This window comes from Streptomyces sp. NPDC004134, assembly GCF_042874195.1.
Lineage (GTDB): Bacteria > Actinomycetota > Actinomycetes > Streptomycetales > Streptomycetaceae > Streptomyces.
The window spans coordinates 138098-154675 of the sequence record NZ_JBIAMS010000004.1 but is presented as its reverse complement, the minus strand read 5'-3'; the positions used below and the strand labels follow the sequence as shown (position 1 = coordinate 154675).

14 protein-coding genes are annotated in these 16578 nt (G+C 72.5%); 7 read left to right on the top strand and 7 right to left on the bottom strand.

What is annotated here, in order from left to right; genetic code table 11:
* The first annotated feature begins 82 nt into the window (after positions 1 to 82).
* Complete coding sequence (locus tag ACFYVJ_RS07865) at positions 83 to 1852, top strand: PQQ-binding-like beta-propeller repeat protein (RefSeq protein ID WP_388887591.1); 1770 nt, start codon at positions 83 to 85, stop codon at positions 1850 to 1852.
* A 44-nt stretch (positions 1853 to 1896) separates the two neighbouring features.
* Here the strand turns inward: ACFYVJ_RS07865 and galK are convergent, their stop codons facing one another.
* The 3 genes from galK to galT form a co-directional block, all read right to left on the bottom strand.
* Entirely contained in the window at positions 1897 to 3147 is a 1251-nt protein-coding gene (gene galK / locus ACFYVJ_RS07860) for a galactokinase (protein WP_388887589.1), read from the bottom strand.
* Entirely contained in the window at positions 3144 to 4181 is a 1038-nt protein-coding gene (galE, locus tag ACFYVJ_RS07855) for a UDP-glucose 4-epimerase GalE (RefSeq protein WP_388887587.1), read from the bottom strand. Before galE ends, galK begins: the two co-directional genes overlap by 4 nt.
* Positions 4182 to 4407: 226 nt before the next feature.
* Positions 4408 to 5496: a galactose-1-phosphate uridylyltransferase gene (galT, locus tag ACFYVJ_RS07850; protein ID WP_388887585.1), complete on the bottom strand. Its 1089-nt coding sequence runs from the start codon at positions 5494 to 5496 to the stop codon at positions 4408 to 4410.
* Between the two features lie 261 nt (positions 5497 to 5757).
* On the opposite strand from galT, the gene ACFYVJ_RS07845 reads away from it, so the two are divergent.
* Entirely contained in the window at positions 5758 to 7428 is a 1671-nt protein-coding gene (locus tag ACFYVJ_RS07845; protein WP_388887583.1) for a sodium:solute symporter family protein, read from the top strand.
* Between the two features lie 9 nt (positions 7429 to 7437).
* Positions 7438 to 7818: a hypothetical protein gene (locus ACFYVJ_RS07840; protein ID WP_388887581.1), complete on the top strand. Its 381-nt coding sequence runs from the start codon at positions 7438 to 7440 to the stop codon at positions 7816 to 7818.
* A 90-nt stretch (positions 7819 to 7908) separates the two neighbouring features.
* On the opposite strand, the gene ACFYVJ_RS07835 is transcribed toward ACFYVJ_RS07840, so the two are convergent.
* Positions 7909 to 8604: a response regulator transcription factor gene (locus ACFYVJ_RS07835; protein ID WP_388887579.1), complete on the bottom strand. Its 696-nt coding sequence runs from the start codon at positions 8602 to 8604 to the stop codon at positions 7909 to 7911.
* Positions 8605 to 8949: 345 nt separating this feature from the next.
* Between ACFYVJ_RS07835 and ACFYVJ_RS07830 the strand changes: the two genes are divergently transcribed.
* On the top strand, positions 8950 to 9726 hold the full coding sequence (locus ACFYVJ_RS07830; protein ID WP_388887577.1) for a LuxR C-terminal-related transcriptional regulator: 777 nt from the start codon (positions 8950 to 8952) through the stop codon (positions 9724 to 9726).
* Between the two features lie 53 nt (positions 9727 to 9779).
* On the opposite strand, the gene ACFYVJ_RS07825 is transcribed toward ACFYVJ_RS07830, so the two are convergent.
* Positions 9780 to 10274: a MarR family winged helix-turn-helix transcriptional regulator gene (locus ACFYVJ_RS07825; protein ID WP_388887575.1), complete on the bottom strand. Its 495-nt coding sequence runs from the start codon at positions 10272 to 10274 to the stop codon at positions 9780 to 9782.
* Between the two features lie 71 nt (positions 10275 to 10345).
* Between ACFYVJ_RS07825 and ACFYVJ_RS07820 the strand changes: the two genes are divergently transcribed.
* Together ACFYVJ_RS07820 and ACFYVJ_RS07815 are read left to right on the top strand one after the other, a co-directional pair.
* Positions 10346 to 11143: a trans-aconitate 2-methyltransferase gene (locus ACFYVJ_RS07820; protein WP_388887573.1), complete on the top strand. Its 798-nt coding sequence runs from the start codon at positions 10346 to 10348 to the stop codon at positions 11141 to 11143.
* Positions 11140 to 11499, top strand: coding sequence for a VOC family protein (locus tag ACFYVJ_RS07815; RefSeq protein ID WP_388887571.1), 360 nt, complete (start codon positions 11140 to 11142; stop codon positions 11497 to 11499). Before ACFYVJ_RS07820 ends, ACFYVJ_RS07815 begins: the two co-directional genes overlap by 4 nt.
* A gap of 177 nt (positions 11500 to 11676) precedes the next feature.
* On the opposite strand, the gene ACFYVJ_RS07810 is transcribed toward ACFYVJ_RS07815, so the two are convergent.
* Both ACFYVJ_RS07810 and ACFYVJ_RS07805 read right to left on the bottom strand, forming a co-directional pair.
* On the bottom strand, positions 11677 to 12279 hold the full coding sequence (locus tag ACFYVJ_RS07810; protein ID WP_281623503.1) for a TetR/AcrR family transcriptional regulator: 603 nt from the start codon (positions 12277 to 12279) through the stop codon (positions 11677 to 11679).
* 91 nt (positions 12280 to 12370) lie between these two features.
* Positions 12371 to 13414 carry an acyl-CoA desaturase gene (locus ACFYVJ_RS07805; RefSeq protein WP_388887569.1) on the bottom strand — a complete coding sequence of 348 codons (1044 nt, stop codon included), beginning with the start codon at positions 13412 to 13414 and terminating at the stop codon, positions 12371 to 12373.
* Between the two features lie 326 nt (positions 13415 to 13740).
* Between ACFYVJ_RS07805 and ppc the strand changes: the two genes are divergently transcribed.
* Entirely contained in the window at positions 13741 to 16533 is a 2793-nt protein-coding gene (gene ppc, locus ACFYVJ_RS07800; RefSeq protein ID WP_388887567.1) for a phosphoenolpyruvate carboxylase, read from the top strand.
* The last annotated feature ends 45 nt before the right edge of the window (positions 16534 to 16578 follow it).

Genomic DNA, 16578 nt, shown 5'->3' with positions numbered 1-16578 from the left:
GGCGGCGGCTGTCACCCGCGGGTGGTAGAAATGAGCCACGCGACCGCAGCTCGTACGCACATCCATCCGGGGGGACAGGGAAATGTCGCAGCCGCCACCGCCGCCGGGCCAGCCGCCGTCCGGTGGCTTCGGGCCGCCGCCGGCCGAGGACCCGCAGCAGCCCGGTTACGGATATCCGCAGACCCCGCCGCCGCCCGCGCCGGGCGGCGGCTTCGGCGCGCCGCAGGAGCCGCAACAGCCCGCGCAGCAGCCGCAGTACGGCTACCCGCCGGCGCAGCCGCCGCAGGCCCCGGCCCAGCCCCCGGCTCAGCCTCCGGCCCCGCAGGCGTACGGGCAGCAGGCGCCGCAGCAGTCCCAGGAGCACTACAGCTTCGCCCAGCCCGCCCCGCAGCACTCGGGCGGCTATCCGCAGGCGCAGGTCCCGGGCATGCCCGCCAAGCCGGAGGCGCAGAAGCTCGTCCCCGTGTGGGCGATCATCGCGGCGGTGGTGGCGATCCTCGTGGTCGCGAGTGGTACGGGCTTCTTCCTCACCCGCGACGACGGCGACACCCAGGCCGGCGGCGGCGGCGGGGGCGGTGGCGGCGGCGGTGCCAAGAAGGCCGTCAGCGACAGCAAGCCGGCGAGCGCCGACGGCGAGTTGCTGTTCGGCGTCCCGTACCCGCAGGCCGAAGAGGGCGCCACATGGCCCGCCGAGGGCCAGTGGGCGACCGAGAAGATCTACGCCAAGGGCGAGCTGAACGCCGTGAAGGGGTACGACACCACGACCGGCAAGGAGATCTGGGAGCTGCCGACCGCCGGCCTGGTCTGCGGCGCCTCGCGGGCGGTCACCGACGACGGCAAGGCCGCCATGCTGGTGCAGGACGGCAAGGTCTCCGACCCGGACGACACCTACGCGCCGTGCTCCGAGGTCGTCGTCTTCGACGTCAACACCGGCGAGGAGCTGTGGAAGCAGCATGTGGCGACCGCCGACGAGAGCCTGAAGTTCGAGTACGTGACCATCGCCGACGGCACGGTCATCGCCTCCGGCCTCTCCGGCTCCGCCGCGTTCCCCCTCGCGGGCGGCGACCCGGTGTGGCAGACCAAGCCCACCACCGAGTGCAAGGACCACGACTACGCCAGCGACGGGACGAACCTGCTCGGCCTGGTCTTCTGCGGTTCGCTCAACGAGGACATGAAGGTCCAGAAGGTCGACCCGGCCACCGGCGGCATCTACTGGTCGTACGACGTGCCGGACGGGGTGCAGAGCGTCCAGGTGCTCAGCGTCGAGCCGCCGGTGATCACGATCGGCGCGGGCAAGACCACCGAGACCGACATCTTCGCCCTCGACGAGGGCGAGCTGCGCTCGAAGATCTCGCTGGGCACGGAGACGGCCGGCCCGCGCTACAAGCCGGGTTGCGACTACAGCGACGGCGCCGAGTCGTGCACGACGGTGGCCGTGGACGGCGACACGATGTATCTGCCGTCGCGCGAGCACCAGGGCAAGAGCGACTACGGCGACACGAACGAGATCGTCGCGTTCGACCTCGACACGGGCAAGCCGACGAAGAAGTACGACGCCGGTGAGAAGCGGACGATGGTGCCGCTGCGGATGGACGGCGGCAAGATCATCGCGTACCGCAAGGGGACGTACGACTCCGGCGGTGAGATCGTCGCGATAGACCCGGGCTCCGCCAAGGAGGAGACCTGGCTGGAGCTGCCGAACGACACGGCGGAGGCCGAGTCGACGCTGACCTACAGCGACAGCGTGCCGTACATATTCGAGCACGGCCGGTTCTATCTGGCGCAGGACATCATCAGCGACCGCGACGACGTCGAGTACTTCGCCCTGGCGTTCGGCAGCAAGGAGAAGTGACGGCCGGCTGCCAGGCGCCCCCGGGCGGGGGCGCCTGAGCGGATTCAGGCCAGGCGGCGGGCGCCCGCGCCCGGGACGGCGGGGAAGATCCGCGGCGGGCGGAAGTCCGCCGCGGCGAAGGCCGATTCGACGGCCTTGCCGACCGTGTCGGCCGCGTCCGTCTCGGCCAGCACGATCGCCGAGCCGCCGAAGCCGCCTCCGGTCATGCGCGCGCCGAGCGCGCCCGCGGCGGCCGACGACTCGACGACCACGTCGAGTTCGCGGCAGGAGACGCGGAAGTCGTCGCGCAGCGAGGCGTGTCCGTCGAGCAGCACGGGCCCGATGTCGCGGGTGCGGCCGGCGTCGAGCAGCGCGATGCACTCCTCGACGCGCCGGTCCTCGGTGACGACGTGCCGGACGAGCGGGCGCACCGCCGGGTCCGTCAGCCGCGCCAGCGCGGCGTCCAGCTCCGCGTACGGCACGTCGCGCAGCGCCGGTACGCCCAGCGCCCGCGCCGCCGCCTCGCAGCCGGCCCGCCGCTCGGCGTACTCGCCGTCGCCCAGGGCGTGTTTGACCTGCGTGTCGACGACGAGCAGCGTGAGCCCCCCGGCGGCGAGGTCGAAGGGCACGGCGCGCTGCGTGAGGTCGCGGGTGTCGAGATAGAGCACGTTGCCCGCGGTGCAGCAGGCGGAGGCCATCTGGTCCATGATCCCGCTGGGTACGCCGACGAAGTCGTTCTCGGCGTGCCGGCCGACCTTCGCCAGCCGTACGGGGTCGAGGCCCAGGCCGTACAGGTCGCTGAGCGCCAGCGCGGTGGAGACCTCGAGCGCCGCCGACGAGGACAGCCCGGCGCCGGTGGGGACCGTGCTCTCGTAGTGGATGTCGGCGCCGGCGAAGTCCGCGAAGGCGTCGACGGTGCGGAGCAGCGCCCACACCACGCCCGCCGGGTACGCGGCCCAGCCGCCGCGGTCGCCGCCCACGGTCAGGGGGTCGAGGCCGTCGACGGCCAGTTCCGTCAGGCGGGATTCGCCGTCGCCCGAGTGCAGCCGCAGCACGCCGTCGTCGCGGCGGCGGGCGGCGGCGAGGGTGGTGTGCGGGAGGGCGAGCGGCATGACGAAGCCGTCGTTGTAGTCGGTGTGTTCGCCGATGAGGTTGACGCGCCCGGGCGCGGCCCACACCCCGGCGGGCGGTTCCCCGTACAGCTCCGCGAACGCCGCGGTCGCCGCCTCCACCGCGCCCGCCTCCGCGGCGTCCGTCTCCGCGGTGCCGCGGCCCGTCGCGTCCCGGCCCGCCGCCGTCTTCTCCCCAGCCGTCATGCGTCCCCTCCGCCTTCCCCCGCGCCCGCACCCCGCCGTGCGAAGTCCCAGGCGTCCGACACGATCCCCGCCAGCTCCGTACGCGACGGCCGCCAGCCCAACTGCTCCTTCGCCGCCTGCGCCGACGCCACCAGCACCGCCGGATCCCCGGCCCGCCGCGGCGCGACCACCTCGGGCACCGGGTGCCCGGTCACCTGGCGGACCGTCTCGACGACCTCGCGCACGGAGAACCCCGCGCCGTTGCCGAGGTTGCAGATGCGGTGCTCCCCTGGGCGTACCGCGTCGAGCGCGAGCAGATGCGCCTCGGCGAGGTCCGCGACGTGGATGTAGTCGCGGATGCAGGTGCCGTCGGGGGTGGGGTAGTCGTCGCCGAAGACGGAGATCGACTCGCGCCGCCCCAGGGCGACTTGGAGCACCAGCGGGATGAGGTGCGACTCGGGGTCGTGCCGCTCGCCGTACGGGCCGCCGCCCTGGGCGGGCAGATAGGCGCCGGCGACGTTGAAGTAGCGCAGCGACGCGGCGGCCAGCCCGTGGGCGTGGCACTCCGCGCCGATCATCTGGTCGACGGCGAGCTTGGAGGCCCCGTACGGGTTCGTCGGCGCGGTGACGGCGTCCTCGGTGATCGGCACGGACTCCGGCTCGCCGTAGGTGGCGGCGGTGGAGGAGAACACCAGCCGCCGCACGCCCGCGTCGCGCATCGCGGCGAGCAGCTCCAGGGTGCCGCCGACGTTGTTGCGCCAGTACTTCTCGGGGTGCGTGACGGACTCGCCGACCTGTGAGAAGGCGGCGAAGTGCAGCACGCCGTCGTACGAGGAGTCCAGCCACTTCGCGGCGTGCTGGATCCGGTCCTCGACGAACTCGGCGCCCTCCGGCACCCCCTCGCGGAACCCGGTCGACAGGTCGTCGACCACGGTCACCCCGTGCCCGGCGGCGAGCAGGTGCGCCGCGACGACGCTCCCCACGTACCCCGCCCCACCGGTCACCAGATACTTCCGCCCGCCGCCCCCGGCACCCCCGGCCACGTCATGACTCACTGGCTTGCTACCTCTCGCAGTCGCTCCGCCGCCCGTTCGGGCGGTACATCGGTGACAAAGGCGTCCATCGCGGACTCCGAGCCTGCAAGGTACGTGAGCGCGGAGACCGCGCACCGCGGCCCGTAGCGGGACGGGGTGCCGGGTCCGGACGATGCGGCCGCGGCGTTCCGGCAGGGGACGACGCCCCGGACCCGGCCGCCGCACCTCCGGTCGCCGTCGGCAGACTTCACGCGCTTGCTACCTCTCGCAGTCGCTCCGCCGCCCGTTCGGGCGGTACATCGGTGACAAAGGCGTCCATCGCGGACTCCGAGCCTGCAAGGTACTTCAGTTTGCCCGGGCTTCGGCGGATCGTGAACAGCTCGAGGTGCAGAGCGTAGTCATCGCGGCCCGGCGCCCGCACCGGTGCCTGATGCCACGCCGAGATGTACGGCGTCGGGGGCTCGCCCGGGCCGAAGATCCGGTCGAATCTGCGCAGGAGTTCGAGGTAGACCTCCGGGAACTCCGCGCGCGCCGCGTCGCCCAGCGCCGGCAGGTCGGGCACCCGCTGCCGCGGGTAGAGGTGCACTTCGTACGGCCAGTGCGCCGCGTACGGCACGAACGCCACCCAGTGCGCCCCCTCCAGCACCACCCGCGCCCCCGCCGCCGTCTCGGCGGCGACGACGGTGTCGAAGAGGTTCTCGCCCGTCCTCGCCCGGTGCAGGTCGACGCACCGCATCATCTGCGCGGTACGGGGCGTGACATACGGGTACGCATAGATCTGCCCGTGCGGATGGCCGAGGGTGACGCCGATCTCCTCGCCGCGGTTCTCGAAGCAGAAGACCTGCTCGACGCCGGGGAGTTCGGCCAGCTCCACCGAGCGGTCGGTCCAGGCGTCCAGCACCAGCGCGGCCTGCCCGGGGGTGAGATCGGCGAACGAGGCGTCGTGGTCGGAGGTGAAGCAGACGACCTCGCAGCGCCCCGCGCCCGGCGCGCCGACGAACGGAGGTTCGCCGGTCTCGGGTCCCGGGTCGCCGGTCAGCGAGGGGAAGCGGTTCTCGAAGACGGCGACCTCGTAGTCGTCGGCGGGGATCTCGCTATGCCGCCCGCCGCGGGAGGGGCACAGCGGGCACTCGTCGGCGGGCGGCCGGTACGTACGGCCCTGGCGGTGTGAGGCGATGACCACCCACTCCCCGCGCAGCGGGTCGAAGCGCGCCTCCGACGCGGTGCGCGTCGGCTCCAGGGGGCGGCGGTCGGCCGCGTCCCTGACGGCGTCGTCACGCGCGTCGAAGTAGATCAGCTCGCGCCCGTCCGCGAGCCGCGTGTGCGTCTTCTTCACTGGAGCCTCTTCCTCGGCCCTGGCCTGCCCTGCCCGCCGGCCGTCATGGTCCGGTTCCCCAACACAATCGAACACAATGAACCACAAGCCAACAGGCGAGTCAACGCCGGAGCGTCGCTTACCCCAATTTATCCTTTATCAGACATTCTGGGTGCAAGATCCAACAGACAAGCAAACAGTCCCAACAGAAGCTTTCGGAATCCAACGCCACCGTCTGGCTTCGTCTTCTGAACGCACCACGCACGGAAGCGGACCTGAAGCATGCACCCACTAGCGACAGAGCTGCGCCTCGACACCAACGCCCTCGACTACGTGATCATGGCGATGTACTTCGCCGTCGTCCTCGGCATCGGCTTCCTGGCCCGGCGAAGCATCAAGACCAGCCTCGACTTCTTCCTCTCCGGCCGCTCCATGCCCGCCTGGATCACCGGCCTGGCGTTCATCTCCGCCAACCTCGGCGCCACCGAGATCCTCGGCATGGCCGCCAACAGCGCCCAGTACGGCGTCTACACCGCGCACTTCTACTGGATCGGCGCCATCCCGGCGATGGTCTTCCTCGGCCTGGTGATGATGCCCTTCTACTACGGCTCGAAGGTCCGCTCCGTGCCGGAGTTCCTGCTGCACCGCTACGACCGCAGCGCGCACCTGCTCAGCTCCGTGCTCTTCTCGCTGGCCGCCGTGCTCATCGCCGGCGTCAACCTCTACGCCATGGCCATCGTCGTCGAGGCGCTGCTCGGCTGGCCGGAGTGGGTCGCCATCGTCATCTCCGCCGCCGTCGTGCTCGCGTACATCACCCTCGGCGGGCTGTCGTCCGCGGTCTACAACGAGGTGCTGCAGTTCTTCGTGATCATCGCCGCGCTGCTGCCGCTGACGCTCCTCGCGCTCAAGCGCGTCGGCGGCTGGGACGGCCTCAAGGACACCCTGACCTCCACCCGCGGCAGCGACTTCACCACCACCTGGGGCGGCACCGCCATCGGCCACACCAACCCGCTGGGCGCCAACTGGCTGACGATCGTCCTCGGGCTCGGCTTCCTCCTCAGCTTCGGCTACTGGACGACCAACTTCGCCGAGGTGCAGCGCGCGCTGTCCGCCAAGAACCTCTCGGCCGCCCAGCGCACGCCGCTCATCGGCGCGTACCCGAAGATCTTCATCGTCTTCCTGGTGATGATCCCGGGCCTGGCCGCCGCGGCCCTGGTGCCCGAGATCGGCACGTCCGGCTCGAACCTGACGTACAACGACTCGATCCCGTACCTGATGCAGCAACTGCTGCCCAACGGCGTGCTGGGCGTGGCCATCACGGGACTGCTGGCGGCGTTCATGGCGGGCATGGCGGCCAACGTCTCGTCGTTCAACACGGTGTTCACCACCGACATCTGGGAGCCGTACGTCAAGCGCGGCCGGACGGACGCGTACTACCTGCGCTTCGGGCGGATCATCACCGTGGTCGGGGTCGCGGCGAGCGTCGGCACGGCGTTCATCGCGTCCAGGTTCAGCAACATCATGGCCTACCTGCAGACGCTGTTCTCCTTCTTCAACGTGCCGATGTTCGTGGTCTTCATCATCGGCATGTTCTGGAAGCGCACCTCCGCCAAGGCCGGGTTCTGGGGGCTGCTCGTCGGCACGGTCGCCGCGATGCTCAACTACTTCTGGATCTACAAGCAGGGCGTCATCAGCATCCCCAGCGACCAGGGCGCCAACTTCGTCTCCGCGATCGTCGGCTTCGTGGCCGGCGCGGCCGCGATGCTCGTCGTCACGCCGTTCACCCGGCCCAAGCCCCCCGAGCAGCTCGCGGGCCTCGTCTACGGGACCCGCTCCCCGGGCATGTCCGAGCCCGCCGCCGCCGGCGACGACGCCTGGTACCGCAAACCGGCGCTGCTCGGCTGGGGCGCGCTCGTCCTGGCCGCCCTGTGCTACATCCCCTTCTCCTTCTAGGAGCGCACCATGAGCGACACCAACGAGCGCCCGGACGGCCCGGACGGCCCCGGCCGCATCCCGGACACCGGCGAACTGGCGCAGCAGATCGAGGAGCTGGAGCGCAAGTCGGCGACGGCCAGCAGGCTGTTCGACGTACGGCGGCTGATCGGCGGCCTCTTCGTCGTGTACGGGCTGATCCTCGTGATCGCCGGCGCCTTCGACTCCGACGCGGAGATCGCCAAGGCGGAGGACGTGCGCATCAACCTGTGGACCGGGCTGGGGATGCTGGCCCTCGGGCTGTTCTTCCTCGTCTGGCAGCTTCTGCGGCCGGTGCGCCCCCCGTCAGGGGAGGAACTGGCGGAAGCCATCAACGGGGACGACGGCCAGGACCGCCCGGACACCCGCTGATCCGTACGCCCGCCGATCCCGTACGCCCCGGGCCCCTGCCCGTACGCGAATGTCCGAAAGCCGCCGCGTGTTTCGGGACCCGGAAAGCCGCTACGCGCCCGCCTCGCCGTCCATCGCGGGCCGGGCGGCGGCGCGGTCGAGCAGCCCCGTACGGGCCGCCAGCGCCGCCGCTTCAAGCCGTGAACCCACCCCGAGCTTCATCAGCACGCGCTGCACGTGCGTACGGGCCGTGCTCGCGGCTATGCGCATCCCCTGGGCGATCAGCCGGGTGTCCTCGCCCTCCGCGACCCGCACCAGCACCTCGACCTCGCGCGGGGTCAGCAACTGCAGCAGCCGGGCGCCCTCGTCGTCCGGCTCCGCCGCCGGGTTCAGCAGCTCCGTGAACGCGCTCTGCAGCAACTGGGGAGCCACCGCCGCCTCCCCCGCACGCGCCTTGACCAGCGCACGCTCCACACCCTCGATGCGCTCGTCATGCCGTACGTACCCGGAGGCACCCGCGGCGAAGGCCGCCGCTATGCCCCGCGGATTCGGCACCGGTCCGAGCACCACCACCGCTATCTGCGGGCGCTCCCGCTTGATGCGCAGCACAGGGTCGAACGCCCCGGGTGCGGCCGGAGTCGCCGTGCCCAGCAGGCACACCTCAGGTCCTCTGCTCACCACCAGCTCCGCGGCGCCCGCCGTGGGCGCGGCCGCGGCCAGCACCCGGTGCCCGCGCAGCTTCAGCGCGGACGCGAGAGCCTCGGCGAGCAGGCGGTGCTCGTCGACCACGATCAGCCGAACGGCCATCTCGCCCTCCCCCCGGGGGTCTACTGCCCCGGCAAGGTACAGCCTTACCGCTCCCGGGCCCGCCGGAACTCCGGAATCCATCCGCAACGGGGCCGTATCCGGCCGGTTTCTACTCCGCGTGGCGAACTCGCCACGGAAAGTCGGCCGTTGGGCTTCCCTTGTGGGTCCCGCGCCCTACGCTGTGGGGCAGCACCGGTGGGGGCCGGTGCCGTTCAGGGGGCGAGACCGTGGGTACGGCGCACGGGGTGGGGTAGCTATGGGACGCGGCGGCGGCCGCAGCTCAGGCGGGCGCTCCACGCTCCGAGCGCCGTATTCCGCATTCAGCGAGTTCTGGTAGTCCGCGACATGGGGGTGTCCGTGGTTCGGATCCGGGTCCTGGTGGCCGATGCCCACCGCGTGTTCGCCGAGTCGCTGGCCGCCGCGCTGGCAGCGGAGCCCGACGTCGACGTGCTGCCGGCCGGCAGCGGTCAGGCCGCGCTGCGCTCGCTGGAGCGGGCCGCGGCGGAGGGCCGCAGGTTCGACGTGTTCCTGGTCGACGCCGACCTCGACCGCGATACGCCCGCGGGCGCCCCGGTGCCCGCGCAGGCGGTCGCGGGGAACGGCTCGGCGGCGGGCGGCCCCGGCGGGATATCGCTCACCGCGCGCGTCCGCGCGGCGCACCCGCAGACGCGCACGGTGGTCCTCGCGGCCCGCGACGACCCGGCGCGGGCGGCGGCGGCGCTGCAGGCGGGGGCGTTCGGCTGGGTCGCCAAGGACAGCTCGCTGTCCCGGCTGCTGGCGGTGATCAGGGGCGTGCTGCGAGGAGAAACGCATCTGCCGCCCGCGCTGCTCACGGGCGTGCTGCGGGAGCTGACGGCGGCCAGGGAGCACCGTACGGAGAGCGAGCAGTTGGTCGAGTCGCTGACCCCGCGGGAGCACGAGGTGCTGCGCTGCATGGTCGCGGGCCTGGGCCGCAAGGCGGTCGCGGAGCGGCTGTACCTGTCACCGCACACGGTCCGTACGCACATGCAGAACGTCCTGGGCAAGCTGGGCGTGCACTCGACGCTGGCCGCGGTGGCGCTGGCCCGCCGCGCGGGCGTGGGTCCGGTGGACCTGGGCGAACCGGCCAGAGTGGGCAGCTAGACCCCCTCAGGGCGGCGGGGGCGCCCGTACGGCGGAAGGGGCGGTCCGGGCCGTCACGGGACGTTGTCGAACGGGGCCGTCAGTTGCCGCAGCAGGTCCGCCAGCTCCCTGCGCCGCTCCGGCGGCAGCTCCGCGAGGATCGCCCGCTCCTGCTTCAGCAGCGCCGCCAGCGCCGCGTCCGCGCGTTCCCGGCCCTCCGCGGTGAGCCGTACGAGCACGCCGCGCCGGTCGCTGGGGTCCGGCAGCCGCTCGACGAGGTCCTTCTTCGCCAGCCGGTCGATGCGGTTCGTCATCGTCCCGGAGGTGACCAGGGTCTGGGTGAGGAGCTGCCCGGGGGAGAGCTGGTACGGCTCGCCGGCCCGCCGCAGCGCGGTGAGCACGTCGAACTCCCAGCCTTCCAGGCCGTGTTCCGCGAACGCCAGCCGCCGCGCGCGGTCCAGGTGGCGGGCCAGCCGGCTCACCCGGCTCAGCACCTCCAGCGGCTCCACGTCGAGGTCGGGGCGCTCCCTGCGCCACGCCGCGACCAGCCGGTCCACCTCGTCCCGCATGCGATCAGTGTAGTCGGTCTGTCGACATGAAGTCTCTTGACATCGAGATACATCGGCGGAACGCTGGAGGCATGACCTCACCCTCCTGGGACCCGCAGCAGTACCTGCGCCACGAGGGGCCCCGCACCCGCCCCCTCACCGACCTCCTCGCCCGCGTCGGCGAGCTGCCGGGACGCCGGGCGCGGATCGCCGACATCGGCTGCGGCACGGGCAACGGCACCGCGCTGCTGGCCGCCCGCTGGCCCGCCGCCCACCTCACGGGGTACGACAGCTCCGCCGCCATGCTCCGCACCGCCGCCGCCCACGCAGGACCCACCCCCGGCGGCGGCCGGATCGACTTCGCCCACGCCGACCTCGCCGACTGGACGCCGGAGCCCGGCGCGTACGACCTGATCCTCGGCAACGCGGTGCTGCAGTGGGTGCCGGAGCACTGGGAGCACTTCCCCCGCTGGCTCGCCGGGCTCGCCCCCGGCGGCACGTTCGCCTTCCAGGTCCCCGGCAACTACGACGCCCCCAGCCACGCGCTGATGCGGCAGCTCACCCGCGACCCCCGCTGGCGCGAGCGGCTGCACGGCGTGCTGCGCGACCAGCCCGTCCTCCAGCCCGTCGCGTACCTGGAGCTGCTCTGCGACCTCGGCTGCGCCGGCGACGCCTGGGAGACCACGTACACCCACCTCCTGCACGGCCCGGATCCCGTGCTGGACTGGGTGAAGGGCACCGGGCTGCGCCCCGTGCTCGACGCCCTCGGCGATGACGCCGACGCCTTCGTCACCGCATACGCGGCCCTGCTGCGCACCGCCTACCCGCCGGGCCCGCACGGCACCCCGTTCCCGTTCCGCCGCATCTTCGCGCTGGGAGTCATGCCATGATCACCGGACTCGACCACGTCCAGCTCGCCGTCCCGGCCGGCAGCGAGGAAATCCTGCGCATCTTCTACGGTGACGTCCTCGGCATGACCGAGGTGCCCAAGCCCGAGGCGCTCGCCGCCCGCGGCGGCTGCTGGTTCACGTCGGGACCCGTGATGCTCCACCTCGGCGTCGAGCGGGACTTCCACCCCGCCCGCAAGGCGCACCCCGCGCTCGTCGTCACCGACCTCGACGCGCTGGCCCGCCGGCTGGCCGTCCGCGGCCACGACGTGACCTGGGCCGACGACGAGATCCCGGGCGTACGGCGCTTCCACACCGCCGACCCGTTCGGCAACCGGCTGGAGTTCCAGGCCGCGTGACGGCTCCGCCGCCGCCGGAGGGGTTTCGCCCCCGGGCCGACCGGACCGGCGGCATCCCGGGCGCCCGGAACGGCACCGGACGGCGCAGGCACCGCACAGACGCCCTGTCGCCCCCGCGCGCCGCGGGCCCACCGCGCCGCGGGCCATGCGCACCGCCGGCCCACCGCGCCCCGCGGGCTACGCGCGGCGGTGGCCTATCAGCCGCGGCTTCGCCTCCAGATCGCCCAGGCCGTGCCAGGCGAGGTTCACCAGATGCGCGGCGACCTCCGCCTTCTTGGGCTTGCGCACGTCCAGCCACCACTGCCCGGTCAGCGCCACCATGCCCACCAGGGCCTGCGCGTACAGCGGCGCCAGCTTCGGATCGAAGCCGCGGGACTTGAACTCCAGCCCCAGGATGTCCTCCACCTGGGTGGCGATGTCGCTGATCAGCGAGGCGAACGAGCCGTGCGACTGCGCCACCGGGGAGTCCCGGACCATGATGCGGAAGCCGTCGGTGTACTCGTCGATGTAGTCCAGCAGCGCGAACGCCGCCTGCTCCAGCAGCTCCCGCGGATGCCCCGCGGTCAGCGCGCTCGCCACCATGTCGAGGAGCCGCCGCATCTCCCGGTCGACGACGACCGCGTACAGCCCTTCCTTGCCCCCGAAGTGCTCGTACACGACCGGCTTGGACACGCCCGCCTTCGAGGCGATCTCCTCCACCGACGTCGCCTCGAAGCCGCGCGCCGCGAACAGCGTGCGCCCCACGTCGACGAGCTGCTCGCGGCGCTCCTTGCCCGTCATCCGCCGCCGGGTACGGCGCGGCGGCTTCCCCTCGCCGCCGCCGTCGCCGCTGTTGCCCGTGCTGCTCTTACCGCCGGTAGCCACGGCTCCATCATGCCGCGTCGGCGGCGGCCTCCTCACGCCGGGCCGACCCGGCGGCCGCACCCTTGCGCGCGCCCTTGCCGGCGTCGCCGTCCTTGTTGCGCTTCGAGTCGATACGGGACTCGCTCGGCCAGCGGACGTCGTACGCCCAGCCGAGCTTCTCGAACCAGCGGATGATCCGGGCGCTGGAGTCGATCTGGCCCTTCATCACGCCGTGCCGGGCGGAGGTCGGGTCCGCGTGGTGCAGGTTGTGCCACGACTCGCCGCCGGACAGGATCGCCAGCCACCACACGTTGCCCGAGCGGTCCCGGGACTTGAAGGGGCGCTTGCCGACCGCGTGGCAGATCGAGTTGATCGACCACGTGACGTGGTGCAGCAGCGCGACCCGGACCAGCGAGGCCCAGAAGAACGCCGACAGCGCGCCCTGCCACGACCAGGTGACCAGCCCGCCGACCAGCGGCGGGAAGAGCAGCGAGACCGCCGTCCACAGCACGAACTGACGCGACACCCGGCGGACCGCCGAGTCCTTGATGAGGTCCGGCGCGTACTTGTTCTGCGGCGTCTGCTCCTCGTCGAAGAGCCAGCCGATGTGGGCCCACCACAGGCCCTTCATCAGCGCCGGCACCGACTCCCCGAAGCGCCAGGGGGAGTGCGGGTCGCCCTCGGCGTCGGAGAACTTGTGGTGCCTGCGGTGGTCCGCGACCCAGCGCACGACCGGGCCCTCCACCGCCATCGACCCGGCGATCGCCAGCGCCACCCGCAGCGGCTTCTTCGCCTTGAACGAGCCGTGCGTGAAGTAGCGGTGGAACCCGACCGTCACCCCGTGCAGGCCGAGGAAGTACATGAACGTCATCAGTCCGAGGTCGAGCCAGCTCACCCCCCAGCCCCAGGCCAGCGGGATCGCCGCGACCAGCGCGACGAACGGCAGCACGATGAAGGCGAGCAGCGTGATCTGCTCGATCGATCTCTTGTTCTCACCGCCGAGCGTCGCGGACTCAGCGGTGACCGTGGCCGAGCGGGGCTGCTCGTCGATCACTTCGGACGTGGACGGCATGGGCATCCCTCGGAGGCTGGGGGAACATGGACCAGCGAGGCTACGGTCCCGTAACCTACGTTGGCGTAAGTATGGCATGCCTCAGTTCCGGGCTGAAAGAGGCACGGTCCCAACGGGCGTACATACGCGCCCGTGTGGAAGGAACACCTCTTGAGTGCCCGCAGACGCCGGTTCCCATGCCGCAACCCCGCGGGCTTCGCCCACCCGGGCAGCGAGCAGGGACGACTAGTCTGGGGGCGTCGGACAGCGCGGTCCGCACCCCGGCCCGCCGCGCGCCGCCGCGCACGGGCGGAAACACCAGCGCCGCACGCCAAGGAGCCGCACCAGTGACCAGTGCCGACACCCACGCGCACCGCCCCGCCGGAGCCGCAGGCCCCGACCCGGGCGCCGCGGCCGCCGGCAACGCCGAGCTGCGCGCCGACATCCGGCGCCTCGGCGACCTGCTCGGCGAGACCCTCGTCCGCCAGGACGGTCCGGAACTGCTGGACCTCGTCGAGCGCGTACGCGCCCTGACGCGCACCGACGGAGACGCCGCCGCGGAACTGCTGCGCACCGTGGACCTGGAGACCGCCGCCCGGCTCGTACGCGCCTTCTCCACCTACTTCCACCTCGCCAACGTCACCGAGCAGGTGCACCGCGGCCGCGAGTTCCGCGCCCGCCGCGCCGCCGAGGGCGGCAGCCTGGCCCGTACCGCCGACATGCTCAAGGACGCCGACCCCGCCCACCTGCGCGAGACCATCGCCAGCCTCGGCGTACGCCCCGTCTTCACCGCCCACCCCACCGAGGCCGCGCGCCGCTCCGTCCTCACCAAGCTGCGCGACGTGGCCCGCCTCCTCGAAGCCGACGAGGGCGCGTCCGCCGCCGACCGCCGCCGCTGCGACCGCCGCCTCGCCGAGGACATCGACCTCATCTGGCAGACCGACGAACTGCGCGTCGTCCGGCCCGAGCCCGCCGACGAGGCCCGCAACGCCATCTACTACCTGGACGAGCTGAACCGCGGCGCCGTCGGGGACGTACTCGAAGACCTCGCCGCGGAACTGGAGCGCGTCGGCGCCGACCAGTCCGCCGTGCTGCCGCCCGGCACCCGCCCGCTGACCTTCGGCACCTGGATCGGCGGCGACCGCGACGGCAACCCCAACGTCACCCCCCAGGTCACCTGGGACGTGCTCCTCCTCCAGCACGAGCACGGCATCACCGAGGCCATCGGCCACGTGGACGAGCTGCGCTCCGCCCTGTCCAACTCCATCCGCAACGGCGGCGCCACCGAGGAACTCCTCGAATCCGTCCAGCGCGACCTGGAAGTGCTCCCCGAGATCAGCCCCCGCTACAAGCGGCTCAACGCCGAGGAGCCCTACCGGCTCAAGGCCACCTGCATCCGGCAGAAGCTCCTCAACACCCGCCGCCGGCTCGCCGAGGGCAGCGCCCACGTACCCGGCCGCGACTACCTCGGCACCGCGCAGCTCATCGACGAACTCGCCCTCGTCCAGACCTCGCTGCGCGCGCACCGCGGCTCGCTCGTCGCCGACGGCCGGCTGGAGCGCACCATCCGCACCATCGCCGCCTTCGGCCTCCAGCTCGCCACCATGGACGTACGCGAGCACGCCGACGCCCACCACCACGCCCTCGGCCAGCTCTTCGACCGGCTCGGCGAGGAGTCCTGGCGCTATCTGGACATGCCGCGCGACTACCGCCGCGGCCTCCTCGCCAAGGAGCTGCGCTCCCGCCGCCCGCTGGCGCCCACCCCCGCGCCGCTCGACGAGGCCGGCACCAAGACCCTCGGCGTCTTCGCGACCGTCAGGAGGGCCATCGACGCCTTCGGGCCCGAGGTCATCGAGTCGTACATCATCTCCATGTGCCAGGGCGCCGACGACGTGTTCGCCGCCGCGGTCCTCGCCCGCGAGGCCGGGCTCCTCGACCTGCACGCCGGCTGGGCGAAGATCGGCATCGTGCCGCTACTGGAGACCACCGACGAGCTGAAGATCGCCGACGACCTCCTCGACGCGATGCTCTCCGACCCCTCCTACCGGCGCCTGGTCTCGCTGCGCGGCGACGTCCAGGAGGTCATGCTCGGGTACTCCGACTCCTCCAAGTTCGGCGGCATCACCACCTCCCAGTGGGAGATCCACCGCGCCCAGCGCCGGCTGCGCGATGTCGCCCACCGGCACGGCGTACGGCTGCGCCTCTTCCACGGCCGCGGCGGCACCGTCGGCCGCGGCGGCGGCCCCACCCACGACGCGATCCTCGCCCAGCCGTGGGGCACCCTCGAAGGCGAGATCAAGGTCACCGAGCAGGGCGAGGTCATCTCCGACAAGTACCTCGTGCCGTCCCTGGCCCGGGAGAACCTCGAACTGACCGTCGCCGCCACCCTCCAGGCGTCCGCCCTGCACACCGCGCCGCGGCAGTCCGTCGAGGCGCTGACCCGCTGGGACGCCGCGATGGACGTCGTCTCCGACGCCGCCCACGCCGCGTACCGCCGGCTCGTCGACGACCCCGACCTGCCCGCGTACTTCTTCGCCTCCACGCCCGTCGACCAGCTCGCCGAGCTGCACCTCGGCTCCCGGCCCTCCCGCCGCCCCGACACCGGCGCGGGCCTCGACGGGCTGCGGGCCATCCCCTGGGTCTTCGGCTGGACGCAGTCCCGGCAGATCGTCCCCGGCTGGTTCGGCGTCGGCTCCGGGCTGCGCGCGGCCCGCGAGGCGGGGCTCGACGCGGTGGTGGAAGAGGCGTACGAGCACTGGCACTTCTTCCGCAACTTCCTCGCCAACGTCGAGATGACGCTCGCCAAGACCGACCTGCGGATCGCGCAGCACTACGTCGACACCCTCGTGCCCGACGAGCTGAAGCACATCTACGCGGTCATCGAGGCCGAGCACGAGCTGACGGTCAGCGAAGTGCTGCGCATCACCGGCGAATCGGAGCTGCTGGAGGCCAACCCGGTGCTCCAGCAGACGTTCCGCATCCGCGACGCCTACCTCGACCCGATCTCGTACCTCCAGGTCACGCTGCTCGGCCGGCAGCGCGAGGCGGCCGAACGCGGCCAGGCCCCCGACCCGCTGCTGGGCCGGGCGCTGCTGCTGACCGTCAACGGCGTGGCGGCGGGCCTGCGCAACACGGGCTGACCTCCGGCCCGGTCGGCGGTACGCGGGCCCGCGTACCGCCGCCCC